Source organism: Alteromonas gracilis, assembly GCF_002993325.1.
Taxonomy (GTDB): Bacteria; Pseudomonadota; Gammaproteobacteria; order Enterobacterales; family Alteromonadaceae; genus Alteromonas; species Alteromonas gracilis.
Genome location: NZ_PVNO01000025.1, coordinates 1 through 18,251 on the forward strand (window position 1 = coordinate 1; position 18,251 = coordinate 18,251).

The window sequence follows — 18,251 nt, forward strand, 5'->3', positions numbered from 1 at the left end:
AGGACTCGAACCTATGAATGGCGGGATCAAAACCCGCTGCCTTACCAACTTGGCTATACCCCAGTCGTGGTGCGGAAGGAGAGACTTGAACTCTCACGCCGTGAAGCACTGGAACCTAAATCCAGCGTGTCTACCAATTCCACCACTTCCGCGCAGCTAGACTTTCCTAAAAGAGATAAGTGAGAATTGGTGGCTACGGCGAGATTCGAACTTGCGACCCCATCATTATGAGTGATGTGCTCTAACCAACTGAGCTACGTAGCCTTACTATTCTCTTCCCTCTCAGGAAGTGGCGCGTATTATGCGTATATGACTGGCAACCGTCAACCCCTTTTTTACTAACTTTTTTTAAATGCTCATTAAGTGTGCGCATTAGGGCGAAATACGCACAAAAAGCGGTGAAATTGAACAACTTGCACCGCAATTACACCACTTTTACCACGCCTTTTTACCTGCTTTTGTTTGGTAATAACATACGTCTATTGGGCGCGGACCATATGTATTGTCATGAAAAAACGGGTTATCAAGTTTTTTCCCTGTATTAACACGTTTTTTGTATTCTTCGTGATGAGGTGTTTGCACAAAATAGGGCGCTCCGCCATCTGAGTGAACGAATGCCTGCTTAATTTTACTTTCTTGGGTAATGTTATCCAATACACCACCGTTTTCCATGTTCCCACGGGGTAATTTTTGAAGCAAGTCCATCCCTTGGACTACGCGACCTATTACCGACATATTTCTGTCGAGGTGGCGTGGCGCTTGACCAATTACAATATAGAATTCTGTACTGGCGGTATCCTTTTCGCTATTGCGAGCAAAAGCGACCACACCTGGGCAGTGAAGTCCCCACATCTCTTTTCGATTTTTATCAATTCCAACGGGAAAGCCATCTAAAAATCCAGTACTGGGGGCAAACATATCGTTTTGCTCCACCACATTTACGTTACTATTTAACGGCTGTATAAATTCTGCACTGATAGGTTTTAGTAACTTAGGTGGAAATTGAGTATCGTCATGAGAGTCGTTACTCCCAGCTTGTGCAACGAATCCATCTACTACGCGATAAAATGCCTGCTCGTTATAAAACCCAGCATCAATTAAGCTTTTAAAACGAGCAACATGGGTTGGTGCTAGGGAAGGGTGAAGTGCAATAACGACATCGCCGTATGCTGTGCTAAGTGTTACGGTATTCCCTTGAGGAATCTGATACCAGCTTTCGCTATTGCTATGTAGCGCAGTGCCTTCAGGAAGCGTCGGTATTCTTTCCTCAGCGTTACTATCTATTGTCGTGGGGGACGATTGCATGAGTCTGTTGTCGGCATTGGCACTGTTGATGAGCAAACTCATTGCCGCCGATATGATTAATACTATTTTATGTGAGGCATTACGTACGGCTTTGTTTCTCGTACGTGGCTTTTTTGTGGTACTGCGGTGGCGTGGACAATACATATCTTAAACCTTTTCGTTTTTAGTATTTTATATCAGGCTAGTCTTTACTTCACAATCAATCAGAAGAAACAAAAAAGCCACCTTACGGTGGCTTGATAACTATAAAATCAATGTGTCAAAGATATTAAACGTTAAAGCGGAAGTGAATAACGTCACCATCTTTAACAATGTATTCTTTACCTTCAAGACGCCATTTACCTGCGTCTTTCGCACCTTGTTCGCCGTTAAACTCGACGAAGTGGTCGTAACTTACGATTTCAGCGCGAATAAAGCCCTTTTCAAAGTCGGTGTGAATTTTACCCGCCGCTTGTGGCGCTGTTGAACCTTCTGGGAAGGTCCATGCACGTACTTCTTTTACGCCCGCAGTGAAATAAGTTTGAAGAGTAAGCAAGTTGTAACCTGAGCGGATAACGCGGTTAAGGCCTGGCTCTTCAAGACCCATGTCCTGCATGAACTCTTCGCGTTCGTCGTCTTCAAGCTCAGCTATATCTGACTCGATAGCCGCGCACACAGCAACAACAGTAGCATTTTCGCCCGCTGCAATTTCTTTTACCTGATCCAGGTAAGGGTTATTTTCAAAACCGTCTTCATTCACGTTTGCAATGTACATGGTTGGCTTAAGGGTAAGCATGTTCATGTAGCTGATTGCAGCAAGCTCTTCTTTAGTTAGCTCAAGTGATCGAAGTAACAAACCTTCGTCTAAATGCGGCTTAATCTTCTCAAGCACTTTCATTTCGTACTTGGCATCAGCATCGCCACCTTTTGCGCGCTTAGCAACACGGTGAAGTGCTTTTTCTGTTGTTTCTAAGTCAGAAAGCGCAAGCTCGGTGTTAATAACATCGATATCGTCTTTAGGGCTAACACGACCTGCAACGTGTACAATGTTTTCATCGTCAAAGCAGCGTACTACGTGGCCAATAGCGTCGGTTTCACGGATGTTAGCTAGGAATTTGTTTCCTAAACCTTCACCTTTAGAGGCACCTTCTACCAAGCCAGCAATGTCTACGAATTCCATGGTAGTGGGAATAACGCGCTGGGGTTTTACAATTTCAGCCAACTTATCCAAACGAAGATCTGGCACAGGAACAACACCTGTGTTTGGCTCAATAGTACAAAACGGGAAGTTTGCCGCTTCAATACCTGCTTTAGTTAATGCATTGAAAAGTGTTGATTTACCTACGTTTGGTAGGCCAACAATACCGCATTTAAAACCCATGGTATGGATCCTTAGTTTGGAAAAGTGATAACTGGCTAGGTTTACCCTTTGTGCGAGTGTAACCTGTTTTGTGCTTGCTTAAGGTCTTCTTTCAGCAAAATCTCTGTACAGCGTACCGCTTCATCTATGGCACTATCAATGGCTGCTTTTTCATCTGCTGGTGGCTTGCCAAGAACATGGCCGGTAACGCGGCTTTTATGACCTGGATGACCAATACCTATGCGCAAACGCAAAAAATTCTTGTTGTTACCCATTTTAGCCACAATGTCACGAACACCATTTTGACTTGAACTACCGCCCACTTTGTATTTTGCAACGCCGGGAGGCAAATCTAATTCGTCAAACGCTACTAATATTTGTTCTGGTTCTATGCGGTAAAAATTAGCCATTGCTGCTACGGCTTGTCCACTTTTATTCATAAACGTAGTGGGGTAGAGCAAACGGACGTCTTTGCCAGCAATAGTTATGCGAGCAGACTTACCGAAGAATTTGGTTTCTGGTTTTAGCGGGGCGTTGAAGGTGTCGGCAAGTTGGTTGAGAAACCATTCACCGGCATTGTGTCGGGTATTTTCATATTCGGGGCCTGGATTACCCAGACCCACGATAAGGCGGATATCAGCCAAGAGGATTATTCCTCAGAAGCTGCTTCTTCGCCGTCTTCTTCTGCGTCAGCCGCTTTAGGAGCAGGCTTAACAGTTACAACCGCAAGGTCGTGTGCTTCGTCGTTCTTAGCAAGTTCTACTGAAGAAACGCCAGCAGGTAGAGTTAGGTCAGAAAGATGTACGGTTTGACCCATTTCAACCGCAGCCATGTCTACTTCGATGAACTCAGGAAGATCTTTAGGCTGACAAGTAACTTCGATTTCAGTTACGTGGTGCTCAGCAATACCGCCAGCTTTAGCAGCAGCAGATTTATCTTCGTTTACGAAGTGAAGTGGAACGTTAGTGTGAACGTCTTGACCAGCGATTACACGTTGGAAGTCAATGTGTGTGATCTTTGGCTTGAACGGGTGACGTTGCATATCTTTAACTAGAACTTCAACAACTTTACCGTCAAGGTTAATCTCAAGAACGTGAGAATAGAACGCTTCAAAGTCAGCTGAGTTGTTTACTTTGTTATGATCTAGTGTGATAGAAACTGGTGCTTCTTCACCACCGTAGATGATACCAGGTAGCTTATCTTCGCGACGTAGGCGGCGGCTCGCACCTTTCCCTAGATCTGTACGAACAGAAGCATCTAGTTTGAAATTTGCTTCAGACATTGTCTGTCTCCAAAAATATATAAGTGTAATGATGTGAGATTTTGCGACCAAATCTCACTGTAAAATGATGTTATAAGCGCTAAAAATCTATTTTTATGCTCAATAAAACACCAGCCCAAAATTCAAGGGCGGCGAATTCTAACACCACCTACCAAAACATACAATTGTCATCGCAGATAAAAAGCAGGTGAACAAACACCTTTACGTGACGCATTTAGTGTAAAGGCGTGCCGCAACACGCCTTTATTAAGTTATTCGTAAACAGTGCATGTTCACATTGCTGGTCACTTATTAACCCATCCACGTTAGCATTTATTTATCAGTGACCAACGAAGTAAGGGCTTATTTTGTCAGCACCACTCTGTAATGTGCCTTTCCTTCTCTAAGCCTTTCAATCGCGCTGTTTACATCGTCAAATTTAAACGTTTCGGTTACAGGCTCAATATTATGATGCGCAGCGAAATCCAACATGGTTTTAATCGTCGCAGGACTTCCAACAGGAGAGCCTGACACACTTTTCTGTCCACCTATTAAATTAAATGCGCCAATATCAAGGGGCTCCAAGGTTGCGCCGACAAAATGCAGACGACCCTTCGGTGCAAGTGTAGAAAGGTATAAATTCCAATCTAGTTTTACATTAACCGTTGATATGATGAGATCAAATCGGCCTCGGGCCTGTTTTATTTCACTTTCATCGCGGCTGTTTATGGTTTCAGCTGCACCCAACTCAAGGGCCTCTTGTTTTTTCGATTCGCTTGATGTGAAAGCGACCACTTTGCAGCCCCATGCGTTTAAAAACTGTAGGGCAAGGTGACCTAAACCGCCAATACCAATTACCGCTACTTCACTCGTTGGGCTAATGTTAAATTGAACAAGGGGATTGAAGACCGTTATGCCGCCGCAGAAAAGCGGTCCTGCTTTTGTGCTATCTATCGAGTCGGGAAGAGGGATTACTGCACGAGCTTGTGCACGTACTTTGTCAGCAAAACCTCCGTGTCGACCGCCTATAGTCATGGTTGCGTCGGCGCAAAGGTTATGGTCGCCTGCTTCACACGTTCTACAGCTATTGCAGTAACTCGCGTGCCAACCTAAGCCCACCCGCTGACCGATCTTTAGCGAAGTTACGTGTTCGCCAACTTGACTAATTGTGCCCACCACTTCATGACCGGGAACAAAAGGATATTCTGTCATGCCCCATTCATTGTCTAGCATGCTCAAGTCACTGTGGCAGATACCGCAGCTTTCAACGTCAATTTCAACATCGTGTGCGCCTAACTCACCAGGATCATACTGAAATTTTTCCAGTTTCCCGCCAGCTTCTTTGGCAGCATATGCATTTATCATTGATATCAGTCCTTTAGAAGTAATAAGGTTTCGGTAACCCGTGGATAAAATATTCGAATATAGTCAAGTTATCTTAATTTGTGACTTTCGAACACATAGTTGTAACTTGCTACCTTCAACATTCTGATATCGATCAGTGTGTTCGTTCGTTACCAATTACTTTGCTGGTATCAAGTACCTTAACGTCAGATACCTGAAACACCGTACCAAACTGTGTAAAGGTCATCATGTTAGGCTTAGGTGTACCCTTAACTTCAACAATAAGGCCATTTTTTTGATAGGCTTTATCTAAACCGTGCAATGTATACCGGCCGCCGTCTTCAGCGATAAAGGCATAAAAACCGCCTTCCAAATCTTTGAATATAATGCTGCCCTTTATGGTAACTTCACCTTCCACGGTATTTTCTACCGTTTCCGCTTGAGTAACAGGCTCTGCCTTCAGTTCTTTAGGTAAGTTACCTTCACTACTTTGTAACTCTTCTTTCTTATCTACCATTGTGATGTCCTTTTTCTGCTCTTCTTCCGCACACGCGGCAAGTAGTGTCATGGAAGTCAAAATGAGTACTAATTTGAGTCGGTTGATTTTCATTTTCTTATTCCTTTATCAAGTCGTAGCACGTTTATTGTCGATAATATCCGCGAAAAATGATGATAAGATAGGCTTTTTCTACATCACTTTGATTAGCTAGTCTTCCACGAGCGCTGCGTAATTTCTACAAATAATAAATAATCCCGTACATCTTTTTCACATTTTCAAAAGAAGTAGTAGGCGATTAACTCTCATTTCTATTTTATTTCCAATTTCAAATTGCACCTTAAAAAAAGGGGCGACGGAAGAGCGGACAGGCTTTTTGTCATTTTCTCCTAGGATGGCTGCTTAAATGAATAAAGGTAAGCAACTGAAATATAGGTAAAAATGAATATGAGGTTGAGTTTATCATCACGCCAGCTTCGTTTTTAAATTACCGCAGAGTTTAGTCACTCACATTGTTTCGCGCGCGTTTACATAATAGTAAAACGGTTATGGCATGGAGCATGCAGTGACATACACGTGAGTACCAAAGGAAAAATACCTTGAAATAAAAACCATAAGGTAATTTCCAAAAGGTAAACAACGATGTGTTACTACCAATATACAAGACTAAATAGTATAGCGGTAAAAAGGACATATAAATCGTATTAGCGGCGTTTTGTCATTAACCATCAATTAGTTACGCAGTTTTTAAGGAGAGAAAATGAAGCATTTAACTAAAATTTTTGCAGTATCGAGTCTGGCGCTGGCGGCAAGTGCATGTGATGTGAACAAGACTGAAGACGGGGAAATGCCTGACGTAGAGGTGAAGTCTGGCGAATTACCTGAGTATGAAGTAAAGAAAACTGATGATGGCGAAATGCCAGATGTTGACGTTGAAGGCGGTAAGCTGCCTGAATACGACGTTGAAACAATGGATGTTGACGTTAAAACAGAGACTAAAGAAGTAGAAGTTCCTGTTGTCGATGTAGAAATGCCAGAAGATGACGAAGACGATATTGATAATTAATCAATAGCGCTTCAAAGAGAAGCGAGTGAAACAATGCTAATAAGCAACATTGTCTCACTCGCTTTTTTGTATGAATTAGTATTCAAACATGGCTGAAATTGATTCTTCGTTACTAATACGACGAATAGTTTCAGCAAGCATTTCAGATAAAGTAAGTTGTTTTACTTTTCCAATTTGCTTCATCTCTGCGCTTAGAGGTATAGAGTCAGTAACGATTATCTCGTCAATAACAGACTCTTTTAGATTATGTGCAGCATTACCTGAGAAGATAGCGTGCGTTGCGTAAGCGTAAACGCGACGAGCACCATGTGCTTTAAGCGCTTCTGCAGCTTTTGCAAGCGTACCGCCTGTATCAATCATGTCATCGACAATAATGCAGTCTCTGTCTTTGACGTCACCGATAATATTCATTACCTGCGCTACGTTCGCTTTAGGGCGACGCTTATCGATAATGGCAAGGTCGGTATCGTTAAGCAACTTCGCAGTAGCGCGCGCTCGCACAACACCGCCGATATCAGGTGAAACCACCACAGGGTCGGCAAAGTCACGTCTTACCATATCAGCAAGCAGGATAGGAGTACCGAATGCATTATCTACCGGAACATCAAAGAAACCTTGAATCTGTTCTGCGTGTAGGTCAATAGTAAGTACGCGGTCAACACCAACGTTAGACAGGAAGTCAGCCACTACTTTAGCAGTAATAGGTACCCTAGCTGAACGAACACGACGGTCTTGGCGTGCATAACCAAAATATGGAATAACTGCTGTAATACGACCAGCGGATGCGCGACGCAGAGCATCGATCATCACAATTAATTCCATTAGGTTATCGTTAGTAGGGGCACACGTAGACTGGATAATAAAAACGTCCGAGCCACGGACGTTTTCATGAATTTCTACGCTAATTTCACCGTCACTGAAACGGCCAACTTTGGCATTTCCAAGTTTGGTATACAGGCGATCGGCGACTTTCTGGGCAAGTTCTGGTACGGCATTACCTGCAAAGAGCTTCATATCTGGCACAAGTGGTTCCTCAGTGCGTTGATAAAAGAGGTTTGGCTGGGGTAGCAGGACTCGAACCTACGAATGGCGGGATCAAAACCCGCTGCCTTACCAACTTGGCTATACCCCAATTTTTAAGTTCTTGTCCGATGTGGCGTACACGCTATCTTTGTTGTTCTAATTTGTCTAATAGTGGTGAGCGATTCACACCTTTTGCGACAAAACTCTGCCAAGCTTCAGGCATTTTAGCCCTAACCTGTTCGGCTAAAGTGTAGTCAGAAAAAGTGGCAAACACGCATGCACCTGTACCCGTCATTCGCGACGGTGCGTAGTGTACCAACCACTGTAATAAATTTGCAACTTCGGGATGAAGATTAGCGACTAATTGCTGACAATCGTTCCAAGTTTTTTCAAATTCGTAGTCTTCCCATCGCATTGGCGGTGTATTTCTAGGCAAATCTTCAGATGTAAAGACCTCAGCAGTGCTGACATGGACGTTAGGGTTTGCGACTAAAAAGTACTGTTCTGGTTGCGGCGCAGGGGTAATGTCTTCGCCAATACCACCGGCAAATGCGGTCAAACCGCGTACAAAAATCGGTACATCAGCACCCAAGCTTAAACCTAACTCAGCTAGCTCATCTTCACTTAACCCAGTATCCCATAAATAATTAAGTGCCACTAATGTCGTTGCAGCGTTTGATGAACCCCCACCAATACCACCTCCCATGGGAAGGCGTTTATCAAGTGATATTACCGCGCCTTTATTGCAATTGGCTTTTCGAGCAAGTAAACGCGCAGCCTTGATAATTAAGTTTTCATCGTCCGGCACGCCCTCAAGCGGTGTATCCATCTTTATTTCTGTGTTGTCAGTAGAGATGGCAAACGCTAGGCTATCGCCATAATCCAACATTTGAAATAAACTTTGCAGTTGGTGATAACCATTCTCGTATCGACCTAATATATGAAGGAAAAGATTGAGTTTAGCGGGCGAAGGCCACCAGTCTTTTTGTGTTGTAACAGATGTGTTCACTACAGCGTCCACTGATAAATTTTAATTTTGAGTTGGGTTTTCGGCATATCTGGTGTTTCATTTTGGGTGAGCGTTATGCTGTGGGGCAGCCATACAGACTCTTCGTTGCCCATAAGAACACTACCATAATTGCCATAAGAAACCTGCCAATTGCGACAACCCTTGCAGTAGCTTTCAAGGGTATCAACAAGGCCTTTTTCGGTGAGGGTAAACTTATCGCCTTCAAGAGGTAACCCTTTTACCCAAGATAAAAGAGGCGCTACGGGTATAACCATACCTGTTACTTGATAGATAAGCGGCTCGGGGAGGGCGTTACTAAATGTCTCGCCATCCGCCTCTAAAACGGACTTTTCATCTGTAACCGTTAGTTTAACCAAGCTAACACCTAGAAAATTCGTTAATCGGAAATCAAAATCTCCCGAATCGTTTTTCCAAACTAAATTAAGGCTGGCGGCGTCTTTGCCTTGGCGAAAGGCAATCTTTCCTCGCATTTGCCACGTACTTACCTCAGCGACTTTTTCTAGCTGAGCAGTTAAGTTCACCGCAGTTTGCGGGCCTTTGGGAGCAGTAGTACATGCGCTCAACAAAAAACAAAGGGCAATTAAAACGGAAAATAAGCGAATCATCTAAGCTCAGTACCTGCATAAAAATAGAACACGTTATGTTGTGACATTATGGGAACACAGTTTCACCAACACTTTCAATCATTTTGGGTTTTTCGTACAATGCCGCTCCGACGTTGCCAGCACAGATTTTAATGACTTTACTCGCCCTTGGTATAAACCATAAAACAGCACCAGTAGCACTTCGCGAAAAAGTGGCTTTTACACCAGATTCTCTGGTGGAAGCGCTTGCGAGTTTAAAAAAGCTGCAGGGCGTCGATGAGTCTGTCATTGTCTCTACCTGTAATCGCACCGAGCTTTATGTCAATACGCAAGACGACAGTGGCCAAGAGCTTCTTCAGTGGCTAAGCGACTTTCATCACCTCGATGTAGAAGAGATTGCTAATAATAGCTACGTTTTAGCGCAAGAAGAAGCGGTTAAGCACATCATGCGTGTAGCCAGCGGGCTCGATTCATTAATTCTCGGCGAGCCACAAATATTAGGGCAAGTGAAGCAGGCATTTGGCGATGCGAAACACTCGGGTATGATTAACAGTGAGTTCGACAAGCTGTTTCAACATACTTTTTCAGTGGCAAAGCGCGTTCGCAGTGAAACGGATATTGGTGCCAATGCGGTTAGCGTAGCTTACGCAGCGGTTCAGTTAGCGAAGCACATTTTTGCCGAGTTACCCAAGCGTTCTGTTCTGCTTGTAGGGGCAGGAGAAACTATAGAGCTGGTAGCGCAACATTTGAAGGAACAAGGAGTCCGTAGTTTGGCTGTGGCAAACAGAACGATTGCCCGCGCAGAAGCGTTAGCTGAAACACTCGACGCCAATGTGTTTACTTTGTCTCAAGTTCCAGAGCATTTAAAAGATTTCGATATTGTTATTAGCTCTACCGCAAGCCAGCTGCCGTTAATCGGTAAAGGCATGGTAGAGAAAGCGCTGAAGCAGCGCAAAAATATGCCCATGTTCTTAGTTGATCTTGCTGTACCACGGGATATCGAATCGGAAGTTAATGAGTTAGGCGACGCATACCTTTATACTGTTGATGATTTGCAGCACATTGTTCAAAAGAATTTAGAAAATAGAGAACAAGCGGCGAAAGAAGCAGAAAAACTCATTGAAAGGCAAGCTGGCGACTACATGACGTGGAAACAGTCCCAGCAATCGATAGATTTAGTAAGACAGTATCGCCAAAAAGGCATGGCACAGCGTGACGATATTGTAGAAAAAGCCAAAGCGCAACTAGCGGAAGGCAAAAATGCCGAGACGGTATTAGAGGAAATGGCGTACAAACTAACCAATGCGCTTATGCACTCCACGACGTTAGCATTACGCGAAGCTGCCATGCACGACGATCCGGCACTGAGTCGCTGGATGGGACAGGCATTAGATTTATCTGACTTTTCGTCAGACAATAATAAATAAGGTAATAATAAACATATGAAAGAGTCGGTAGTTAGGAAACTCGAACACCTTGTCGAGCGTTTCGAAGAAGTTCAGGCGTTGCTCGGCGACCCTGGAGTTATCGGCGATCAGGACAAGTTTCGCAACTTGTCAAAAGAGTTTAGTCAGCTAGAAGATGTAGTGGCTGGCTTTAATGCCTATCAGCAAGCGCAAGAAAACTTAGCGTCAGCGATGGAAATGCTGAACGAAGACGATGCTGAAATGCGTGAAATGGCACAAGAAGAGATGAAAGAAGCTAAGGCAGAAATTGAGCGCCTTGAAACCGAGCTTCAAGTGTTACTTCTGCCTAAAGATCCCAACGATGATAACAACTGTTTCTTAGAAATTCGCGCAGGTGCGGGTGGTGATGAAGCGGCAATATTCGCAGGTGATTTGTTCCGCATGTATAGCCGCTATGCAGAAACACGCGGGTGGCGTGTAGAACTTGTAAACGCGAATGAAGGCGAACACGGCGGCTATAAAGAAGTTATCGCTAACGTTAGTGGCGATGGCGTATATGGCGTTTTAAAATTCGAATCAGGTGGTCACCGAGTGCAGCGAGTACCCGAAACCGAGTCGCAAGGCCGTATTCACACCTCCGCATGTACGGTAGCGGTGTTACCTGAAATTCCAGAGTCGCAAGCTATTGAAATTAACCCGGCTGAGCTTCGCATAGATACCTTCCGTGCATCGGGTGCCGGTGGTCAGCACGTTAACAAAACCGACTCTGCTATTCGTATTACTCACTTGCCAACGGGCTTGGTAGTGGAATGTCAGGACGAACGCTCGCAGCATAAAAACCGTGCGAAAGCGATGTCGGTACTTCAAGCGCGCCTAAATCAAATTGAAGAGGAAAAGCGTGCAGCAGAAGAGGCCTCTACGCGTAAGAGCCTAGTCGGTAGCGGCGACCGCTCTGAGCGTATTCGTACTTACAATTTCCCGCAGGGGCGTGTAACCGATCATCGTATCAACCTCACTATTTATCGTTTGGATGAAGTTGTGGAAGGCGACCTTAAGCAGCTTATAGACCCGATATTGCAAGAGCATCAGGCCGACTTGTTAGCGTCACTGTCTGACGAATAACGGTATCTGTCATAAAATAATGCGCATAGACCAAGCTCTATCATGGGCGGTACAGCAACTAGAGGGTGGGGAATCACCCTCTGTTGACGCCAAAGTTATACTGGCTAGTATCCTTGAAAAGCCACAGACATTTCTTTTTACGTGGCCAGACAAAACCCTTGATGCGCTCCAAGTAACGCACTTTGAAAACGCGATAGCCAGACGTAAAAAGGGCGAACCTGTTGCCTATATTGTTGGCAGGCGCGATTTCTGGACGCTTTCACTTTATACCTCTCCTGATACACTTATACCTCGCCCAGATACAGAAGTGCTTGTTGAGCGGGTTCTGAATTGGGCAGTTGAGAGTAAGCGTGAACCATTAGCTATATGTGACTTAGGTACGGGAACGGGGGCTATTGCCCTTGCGCTCGCAAGTGAACTGCCCCAGGCGTCTGTTGTTGGCGTTGATTTTCAGAACGGCGCGGTTGAACTTGCCACGCGTAATGCTGAAGCTAATGAGGTAACTAACGCTCAGTTTTTACAAAGCGACTGGTTCAGCGCACTCACTGGGCAATCTTTCGATGTCATTGTTTCAAACCCGCCTTATATTGAAGAGGCCAGCCCCTATCTTAATGAAGGTGACGTGCGCTTTGAACCTAAAACTGCACTTACGTCCGGCGTCGATGGTTTACACGACATAAAGCATATAATAAGTACCTCGCCGATGTTTCTAAATAAAGGCGGGTTGTTAGCTTTTGAACATGGGTTTAATCAAGGACGTGCAGTAAGAGACCTGCTGTTAGCCGCTGGGTTTTCATCGGTAAGAACAGTTAAAGATTACGGAGAAAACGACCGCGTCACGTTCGGCTCTTGGCTATAACGTCTGGTTATAACGTTTGCAGATATCACTTCAAAGCACTACCTAATTTAATCTTCATAATTGCATACTTGCTAATATTCTGTTTTACATTAGTATTATTGAGCAACGTTTATTCTTTAAGCGCAATTACAAAAAATACTTATATAACAGGATGTTTCCGATGAATGATGACTTTCTTTTCGCAGAAGACGATGATGAAATACACGTCGAAGAGCTAGGCTGTTGGAAAGTACTCATTGTTGACGATGAGCCTGAAGTGCATGCGGTAACGAAGCTAGCGCTTAACGACTTTAATCTTAATGGCAAAACCCTTGAATTTGTGAGTGCGTATAGCGGCGAAGAAGCAAAGGCGATTTTTAAAAGCCATGATGATATCGCCGTTGTGCTACTTGACGTTGTCATGGAGACCGACGATGCTGGCCTCAAGGTAGCTGAATACGTTAGAAACGAATTAGATAACCATTTTACCCGTATTATTTTAAGGACCGGCCAGCCTGGGCAGGCTCCTGAAAAAGATGTCATCATTAATTATGACATCAACGATTATAAATCTAAAACCGAACTCACTGCGCAGAAGCTTTTCACCGTGATTATCGCGGCACTTCGGTCGTATCGGGATATTATTGTTATAGAAGAAAATCGAAGGGGCTTAGAAAAAATTATTGATGCCTCGGTGGATTTATTCTCGTCCCGTTCCCTTGAGAAGTTCATGCAGGGCATTATTCAGCAGCTTGCCTCTATTTTGGGGTGCTCTAAAGACGCGGCATATATCACAACAGCGGTGGCAACGACCTCTCGTACAATAAATACATCCAACAACGCGCTCGGTGACGATGAGCTTTACGTGTTTGCCGGTAACGGCGAGTATGCGAGCAAAGAAGGTGTGCCGCTAAAAGATGCTATAAATGATCAAGAATATGCGTTGTGTGTAAAGGCAATGCGCGAAAAGCAAATTGTTTACGCCGAAGATCACGTTGTTGCCTATTGTAATAGTAAAAGCCATAACGGCGCGCTTTTATACTTATCTGGCTTGCCTCGTAGAATAGGGGAAAGCGATCGTCATCTGGTTAAGCGGTTCTCTGATAGCGTGCAGCTAGCATTTGATAATGTTTTGAAAACCGTAGACGTTGAAGCCACGCAGAAAGAAATCATTGAGCGGTTAGGACGAGCCTTGGAGCATGAACCCAATGGTTCTAATAACTTAAAACGAATGGTGAAAATGGCCCAGCTTCTTGCAAAAAAAGCGGGACTTGATGAACATGCAATACACGAGCTTGGCCTTGCGATACCGCTTCACGATATAGGTACGTCTATTGTGCCGAAGTCTATCCTTCAAAAATCCAGTCCTCTTTCTGAAGAAGAAATATTTAAAATACGGCAACACGCAGAGTTTGGTTATCAAATTTTACGCGATTCCTGTCGTCCGACTATTCAGTTGGCAGCGATGCTCGCGAAACAACATCATGAGCGCTGGGATGGCAAGGGATACCCTGATGGCCTTACAAAAGAAGAGATCGATATTAAAAGCCGCATCGCTACCTTGGTTGATGTCTTCGATGCTTTACTGAATGCTCGTCCTTATAAACCGGCTTGGTCTATTGAGAAGGTAGAAGCAGTTCTCATAGAAGAAAAAGGGCAACACTTTGATCCCTATTTGGTTGACTGTTTATTAAGCGATTTATCTGCATTCATGGCTATCCAGACGGAATATGCAGACGAGAAGTAAATGCGGACTGGTATAAAGTAACGTTACACATAGATAGCGACGAGTATACGAATCGAAACGTATAAATGTGATATCTTCAACATTTCTTCGTTTTTTGCTTGGTAATATACGCTACAATGTCGCCTTGAAATTCGCGCTCAATTTTAAAGAAAACAGGTGCTTAATAGCGCCTGTTTTTTTAACTACAGCTTGCTGCATGTAAATGAGGTTTGTCCAACTTGCGCGATAGCGAAAACACTTTTTTACCACGGCTTCGGGCTGCTTAATTATAAAAACAGGAATTAAATTATGTATATGATGGCTAAACATCTCCACTTAACTGCTGTTGGCTTAAGCATCTTATTTTTTATCTTCCGTTTTGTTTGGAGTCAATTAGATGCCAATGCACTTTCAAAAAAATGGGTGAAAATACTCCCCCACATTATTGATACCGTGTTGTTAGGAAGCGCAGTATGGTTATGTATCATTCTATCTCAGTACCCATTCGTTAATGCATGGCTGACATTTAAAGTAATTGGCGTGATCCTGTACATTGTTTTCGGTTTGTTTGCACTCAAGAAAGCTAAAACGACGTTAAGCAAATGGGCCTTTTTCATTGCTGCTATTGGTGTACTAATGGCAACAGCCATGGTTGCCGTTACTAAACAACCTCTTTTTTAAGATTTAATGGGAAATAGATAATGTCTGAATCTCAACAGATTATTCGTGTTGGTAACGTTGACGTTGCCAACCATTTACCGTTTGTGCTTTTTGGTGGAATGAACGTACTTGAGTCTCGCGATCTCGCTATGCGTATTGCAGAGCACTATGTTGAAGTTACCCAAAAACTGAATATTCCTTACGTTTTCAAAGCGTCTTTTGATAAAGCTAACCGTTCATCGGTGACTTCTTACCGTGGGCCTGGCATGGAAGAAGGGCTGCGTATTTTTGAAGAAATCAAATCTACCTTTAATGTACCTTTGATTACCGATGTACACGAACCTCATCAAGCCGCACCGGTTGCTGAAGTGGTTGATGTTATTCAGTTGCCTGCATTCTTAGCACGTCAAACTGACCTTGTAGTTGCCATGGCAAAAACAGGTAGCGTAATCAATGTGAAAAAGCCTCAGTTTCTTGCGCCCCATGAAATGCGCCACATTATTGGTAAGCTGGGTGAAGCGGGCAACGACAAGGTTATTCTTTGTGAGCGCGGTAGCTGCTTCGGCTACAACAATTTAGTTGTCGATATGCTTGGTATGGATGCAATGAAAGAGTATGCCCCCGTTATTTTTGACGCAACGCATGCGCTTCAGATGCCAGGTGGAAGAGCAACATCAGCTGATGGCCGTCGTGCTCAAGCAGCACAACTAGCGCGAAGTGGTATGGCGTTAGGTTTAGCAGGTCTATTCATCGAGGCACATCCAAACCCTGATGAAGCATTATGCGATGGGCCGTGTGCATTGCCTCTCGCGAAGCTGGAACCATATTTACAGCAGATGAAAGCGTTAGACGAACTAGTAAAAGGTTTTGACGCGTTAGATACGAGTAATACCTAAGCAGTTGTTGATGGCGTATGCCGGTGCAAGCACCGGCATACGTATCAGGTGTGTAAGTGGATTATTCCGCTTCAGTGACGTTTATGCGCGCTTCGCCTTTTGCCATTGCCAATAGGTTCTTGTGAAGCTGAACTTGAATTTCTTCTGCAAGAATTGCTTTTGATTGTTTCTTAACAACAATGTGTGCGTCATTTTCTGGCAGAACTTCGGCCATTTTCACGCTTGTCATTGCAGTATTGATTAACGATTGTAGATTGATCTTTTCTGGTTGTGCGTTAGCATTTGCAGCAGCACTTGCGAATGCCATAACAGATACACTAGCTAATAATAACTTTTTCATATTCACACCTAATAAAAATAATTAAATAATTGTTGATGAATGTTAAAATGTTTAACAAATAATCATCATAAAATACTGAAATTAAATACTCTTTTTTAATTTCGGGTAAATTATAGTCAGATTGTGGTGATTATTAAAACGAGTAAAAGTATGGGTTGTCATTAGAAAATCTAATGAATTTGTCATGCTTCGGTCACACTGGATTAAAAACGATATATGCACCGACGTTTACCCCCTCTCAATGCCCTAAAATCGTTTGAAGCGGCCGCGCGCCATTTAAGCTTTACGAAGGCAGCCGATGAACTGTTTGTCACCCAAGCAGCGGTTAGTCATCAAATAAAAGCACTCGAAGATTTCTTATCGATGAAGCTATTTCTTCGACGAAATAGGACTTTGCTGTTAACTGAGGAAGGTCAGGCCTATTTTCTTGAGTTGAAAGACATCTTTAAGAATTTACAAGACGCAACGGAAAGGCTGCTTGCTAAAGGGAGCAAGGGCGCTATTACAGTAGCTATGCCTCCAAGCTTTGCGAGCCAGTGGCTAGTACCCCGTATTCATAAGTTTAGTTTGGCACATCCAGACATCGATGTTCGAATAAAGGCGGTCGATTTTGACGAAGGTTTCTTAGAAGACGATGTGGACGTGGCGATCTATTATGGAAAAGGTCGCTGGGCGGGCCTTCAGGCAGATCAGCTCCATCGGGAATTTTTAACCCCGCTTTGCTCTCCCTTACTTTTTCAAGGCCCTAAGCCCTTATCTAGCTTATCTGATTTAAGGCATCATGTTTTGCTTCACGATTTAAGCCGTACGGCGTGGAAGAATTGGTTGAAGCATGTCGGCGTAGCTGGCGTAAACGTCAACCAAGGCCCCGTTTTCAGTCACTCCATGTTGGTGTTGCAGGCCGCGGCGCTAGGACAGGGTATTGCATTAGGCAATACTGTGCTTGCAAGGCCCGAAATTGAGGCGGGGCGACTTGTCATGCCTTTTGAAGAAAGGGTAGAAAGTCGAGACGCCTTTTATTTGGTGTGTGAGGAATCGCAGGCTGAACTTGGAAAAATTGCTGCATTTAGAGATTGGATGTTAGCGTTGGTTGAAGCCGAGCAAGAGGATTTGTTGTAGTCATGTCTGGTAAAAATGAAAGCCCTGAAACCCATACTTTTGATATTGAACTGCTTGACGCAGAGAACCCCGTCGCTTGCTTGATAATGGGGCACGGTGCAGGGGCGGGTAAAGAGCACGCGTTTATGCAAGACATGGCGAAAGCCCTGGTTGCAAAGGGAGTATCGATTATACTTTTTAATTTTCCTTATATGCAAACCATTAAGGCAACAGGTAAACGTAGGCCACCCGATAAAGCCGAAAAGCTTCTGTCACACTTCATCGCATTGATTGAGTCGTGTTGTAATGACAAGGAAACGCTGAATAACCTTCCTGTTTTTGTTGGAGGAAAGTCAATGGGCGGGCGCATAGCAACCATGGTGTATGAGGAGCTGGGCAATGTGAAAGGTGCGATAGCGTTCGGGTATCCTTTTCATCCACCGGGCAAGCCAGAAAATACACGCACCGACCACTTGCTGAAGGCTTGTAAACCTTTGCTTATTATTCAGGGTGAAAGAGACACGTTCGGCACAAAGGCAGAAGTAGAAGGTTATGGGCTACCTTCAAGTATAGAATGCGCATTTCTAGAAGATGGCGACCACAGCTTCAAGCCTCGAAAAGCGAGCGGCACAACGCAGCAGGCACATATAGCCAAAGCCGCAGAGTTAACAGCGACCTTTATATCTGGCGTTTTAAGTAACCCCTGATGACATCAAA

19 protein-coding genes and 3 tRNA genes are annotated in these 18,251 nt (G+C 44.0%); 9 read left to right on the plus strand and 13 right to left on the minus strand.

Going from position 1 to position 18,251, the window contains the following annotated elements:
* Positions 1-67 precede the first annotated feature (67 nt).
* The 8 genes from C6Y39_RS08560 to C6Y39_RS08595 form a co-directional block, all read right to left on the minus strand.
* Positions 68-152: transfer RNA gene (locus C6Y39_RS08560), tRNA-Leu, on the minus strand.
* Between the two features lie 35 nt (positions 153-187).
* Positions 188-264, minus strand: a tRNA-Met gene (locus C6Y39_RS08565).
* 171 nt (positions 265-435) lie between these two features.
* Complete coding sequence (locus C6Y39_RS08570) at positions 436-1,347, minus strand: peptidylprolyl isomerase (protein ID WP_240618848.1); 912 nt, start codon at positions 1,345-1,347, stop codon at positions 436-438.
* A gap of 226 nt (positions 1,348-1,573) precedes the next feature.
* Positions 1,574-2,665 carry a redox-regulated ATPase YchF gene (gene ychF, locus C6Y39_RS08575; protein WP_105930870.1) on the minus strand — a complete coding sequence of 364 codons (1,092 nt, stop codon included), beginning with the start codon at positions 2,663-2,665 and terminating at the stop codon, positions 1,574-1,576.
* 41 nt (positions 2,666-2,706) lie between these two features.
* A complete protein-coding gene (gene pth / locus C6Y39_RS08580) occupies positions 2,707-3,288 on the minus strand; it encodes an aminoacyl-tRNA hydrolase (protein ID WP_105930871.1) in 582 nt (193 codons plus the stop codon).
* Positions 3,289-3,293: 5 nt separating this feature from the next.
* Positions 3,294-3,926: a 50S ribosomal protein L25/general stress protein Ctc gene (locus tag C6Y39_RS08585; RefSeq protein WP_105930872.1), complete on the minus strand. Its 633-nt coding sequence runs from the start codon at positions 3,924-3,926 to the stop codon at positions 3,294-3,296.
* Positions 3,927-4,268: 342 nt separating this feature from the next.
* Entirely contained in the window at positions 4,269-5,270 is a 1,002-nt protein-coding gene (gene ahr, locus C6Y39_RS08590) for an NADPH-dependent aldehyde reductase Ahr (RefSeq protein ID WP_105930873.1), read from the minus strand.
* 133 nt (positions 5,271-5,403) lie between these two features.
* Complete coding sequence (locus C6Y39_RS08595) at positions 5,404-5,859, minus strand: ribose-phosphate pyrophosphokinase (protein WP_105930874.1); 456 nt, start codon at positions 5,857-5,859, stop codon at positions 5,404-5,406.
* A 646-nt stretch (positions 5,860-6,505) separates the two neighbouring features.
* On the opposite strand from C6Y39_RS08595, the gene C6Y39_RS08600 reads away from it, so the two are divergent.
* Positions 6,506-6,811, plus strand: a complete 306-nt coding sequence (locus C6Y39_RS08600; protein WP_105930875.1) for a hypothetical protein — start codon at positions 6,506-6,508, stop codon at positions 6,809-6,811.
* A 75-nt stretch (positions 6,812-6,886) separates the two neighbouring features.
* Here C6Y39_RS08600 and C6Y39_RS08605 read toward each other — a convergent pair whose 3' ends face one another.
* The 4 genes from C6Y39_RS08605 to lolB form a co-directional block, all read right to left on the minus strand.
* A complete protein-coding gene (locus C6Y39_RS08605) occupies positions 6,887-7,834 on the minus strand; it encodes a ribose-phosphate pyrophosphokinase (RefSeq protein ID WP_105930876.1) in 948 nt (315 codons plus the stop codon).
* A gap of 33 nt (positions 7,835-7,867) precedes the next feature.
* Positions 7,868-7,943, minus strand: a tRNA-Gln gene (locus tag C6Y39_RS08610).
* Positions 7,944-7,976: 33 nt separating this feature from the next.
* Entirely contained in the window at positions 7,977-8,843 is an 867-nt protein-coding gene (gene ispE, locus C6Y39_RS08615; RefSeq protein ID WP_105931439.1) for a 4-(cytidine 5'-diphospho)-2-C-methyl-D-erythritol kinase, read from the minus strand.
* Positions 8,843-9,469: a lipoprotein insertase outer membrane protein LolB gene (gene lolB / locus C6Y39_RS08620; protein WP_105930877.1), complete on the minus strand. Its 627-nt coding sequence runs from the start codon at positions 9,467-9,469 to the stop codon at positions 8,843-8,845. The genes ispE and lolB overlap by 1 nt, the downstream gene beginning before the upstream one ends.
* A gap of 131 nt (positions 9,470-9,600) precedes the next feature.
* Here lolB and hemA point away from each other — a divergent pair, with 131 nt between their 5' ends.
* The 6 genes from hemA to kdsA all read left to right on the plus strand — a co-directional run bounded on the left by hemA (position 9,601) and on the right by kdsA (position 16,096).
* On the plus strand, positions 9,601-10,875 hold the full coding sequence (hemA, locus tag C6Y39_RS08625; RefSeq protein ID WP_105930878.1) for a glutamyl-tRNA reductase: 1,275 nt from the start codon (positions 9,601-9,603) through the stop codon (positions 10,873-10,875).
* Positions 10,876-10,890: 15 nt separating this feature from the next.
* Positions 10,891-11,976: a peptide chain release factor 1 gene (gene prfA / locus C6Y39_RS08630; protein WP_105930879.1), complete on the plus strand. Its 1,086-nt coding sequence runs from the start codon at positions 10,891-10,893 to the stop codon at positions 11,974-11,976.
* A 19-nt stretch (positions 11,977-11,995) separates the two neighbouring features.
* Complete coding sequence (prmC, locus tag C6Y39_RS08635; RefSeq protein ID WP_105930880.1) at positions 11,996-12,835, plus strand: peptide chain release factor N(5)-glutamine methyltransferase; 840 nt, start codon at positions 11,996-11,998, stop codon at positions 12,833-12,835.
* Between the two features lie 160 nt (positions 12,836-12,995).
* A complete protein-coding gene (locus C6Y39_RS08640) occupies positions 12,996-14,561 on the plus strand; it encodes a DUF3369 domain-containing protein (protein ID WP_105930881.1) in 1,566 nt (521 codons plus the stop codon).
* A 288-nt stretch (positions 14,562-14,849) separates the two neighbouring features.
* Positions 14,850-15,221, plus strand: a complete 372-nt coding sequence (locus C6Y39_RS08650; protein ID WP_105930883.1) for a SirB2 family protein — start codon at positions 14,850-14,852, stop codon at positions 15,219-15,221.
* Between the two features lie 20 nt (positions 15,222-15,241).
* On the plus strand, positions 15,242-16,096 hold the full coding sequence (gene kdsA, locus C6Y39_RS08655; RefSeq protein WP_105930884.1) for a 3-deoxy-8-phosphooctulonate synthase: 855 nt from the start codon (positions 15,242-15,244) through the stop codon (positions 16,094-16,096).
* Between the two features lie 61 nt (positions 16,097-16,157).
* Here the strand turns inward: kdsA and C6Y39_RS08660 are convergent, their stop codons facing one another.
* On the minus strand, positions 16,158-16,436 hold the full coding sequence (locus tag C6Y39_RS08660; protein ID WP_105930885.1) for a hypothetical protein: 279 nt from the start codon (positions 16,434-16,436) through the stop codon (positions 16,158-16,160).
* A gap of 216 nt (positions 16,437-16,652) precedes the next feature.
* Here C6Y39_RS08660 and C6Y39_RS08665 point away from each other — a divergent pair, with 216 nt between their 5' ends.
* A complete protein-coding gene (locus C6Y39_RS08665) occupies positions 16,653-17,555 on the plus strand; it encodes a transcriptional regulator GcvA (protein ID WP_105930886.1) in 903 nt (300 codons plus the stop codon).
* Between the two features lie 2 nt (positions 17,556-17,557).
* Positions 17,558-18,241 carry an alpha/beta family hydrolase gene (locus tag C6Y39_RS08670; RefSeq protein WP_105930887.1) on the plus strand — a complete coding sequence of 228 codons (684 nt, stop codon included), beginning with the start codon at positions 17,558-17,560 and terminating at the stop codon, positions 18,239-18,241.
* The last annotated feature ends 10 nt before the right edge of the window (positions 18,242-18,251 follow it).

Excerpts from the sequence above, each read along its gene's own strand:
- C6Y39_RS08660 (WP_105930885.1), bottom strand. The coding sequence starts at position 16,436 with ATGAAAAAGTTATTATTAGCTAGTGTATCTGTTATGGCATTCGCAAGT.
- ahr (WP_105930873.1), bottom strand. The coding sequence starts at position 5,270 with ATGATAAATGCATATGCTGCCAAAGAAGCTGGCGGGAAACTGGAAAAA.
- C6Y39_RS08650 (WP_105930883.1), top strand. The coding sequence starts at position 14,850 with ATGTATATGATGGCTAAACATCTCCACTTAACTGCTGTTGGCTTAAGC.
- C6Y39_RS08670 (WP_105930887.1), top strand. The coding sequence starts at position 17,558 with ATGTCTGGTAAAAATGAAAGCCCTGAAACCCATACTTTTGATATTGAA.
- C6Y39_RS08640 (WP_105930881.1), top strand. The coding sequence starts at position 12,996 with ATGAATGATGACTTTCTTTTCGCAGAAGACGATGATGAAATACACGTC.
- C6Y39_RS08600 (WP_105930875.1), top strand. The coding sequence starts at position 6,506 with ATGAAGCATTTAACTAAAATTTTTGCAGTATCGAGTCTGGCGCTGGCG.
- prfA (WP_105930879.1), top strand. The coding sequence starts at position 10,891 with ATGAAAGAGTCGGTAGTTAGGAAACTCGAACACCTTGTCGAGCGTTTC.
- C6Y39_RS08665 (WP_105930886.1), top strand. The coding sequence starts at position 16,653 with ATGCACCGACGTTTACCCCCTCTCAATGCCCTAAAATCGTTTGAAGCG.
- prmC (WP_105930880.1), top strand. The coding sequence starts at position 11,996 with ATGCGCATAGACCAAGCTCTATCATGGGCGGTACAGCAACTAGAGGGT.
- hemA (WP_105930878.1), top strand. The coding sequence starts at position 9,601 with ATGACTTTACTCGCCCTTGGTATAAACCATAAAACAGCACCAGTAGCA.
- C6Y39_RS08595 (WP_105930874.1), bottom strand. The coding sequence starts at position 5,859 with ATGAAAATCAACCGACTCAAATTAGTACTCATTTTGACTTCCATGACA.
- C6Y39_RS08570 (WP_240618848.1), bottom strand. The coding sequence starts at position 1,347 with ATGAGTTTGCTCATCAACAGTGCCAATGCCGACAACAGACTCATGCAA.
- lolB (WP_105930877.1), bottom strand. The coding sequence starts at position 9,469 with ATGATTCGCTTATTTTCCGTTTTAATTGCCCTTTGTTTTTTGTTGAGC.
- ychF (WP_105930870.1), bottom strand. The coding sequence starts at position 2,665 with ATGGGTTTTAAATGCGGTATTGTTGGCCTACCAAACGTAGGTAAATCA.
- C6Y39_RS08585 (WP_105930872.1), bottom strand. The coding sequence starts at position 3,926 with ATGTCTGAAGCAAATTTCAAACTAGATGCTTCTGTTCGTACAGATCTA.
- kdsA (WP_105930884.1), top strand. The coding sequence starts at position 15,242 with ATGTCTGAATCTCAACAGATTATTCGTGTTGGTAACGTTGACGTTGCC.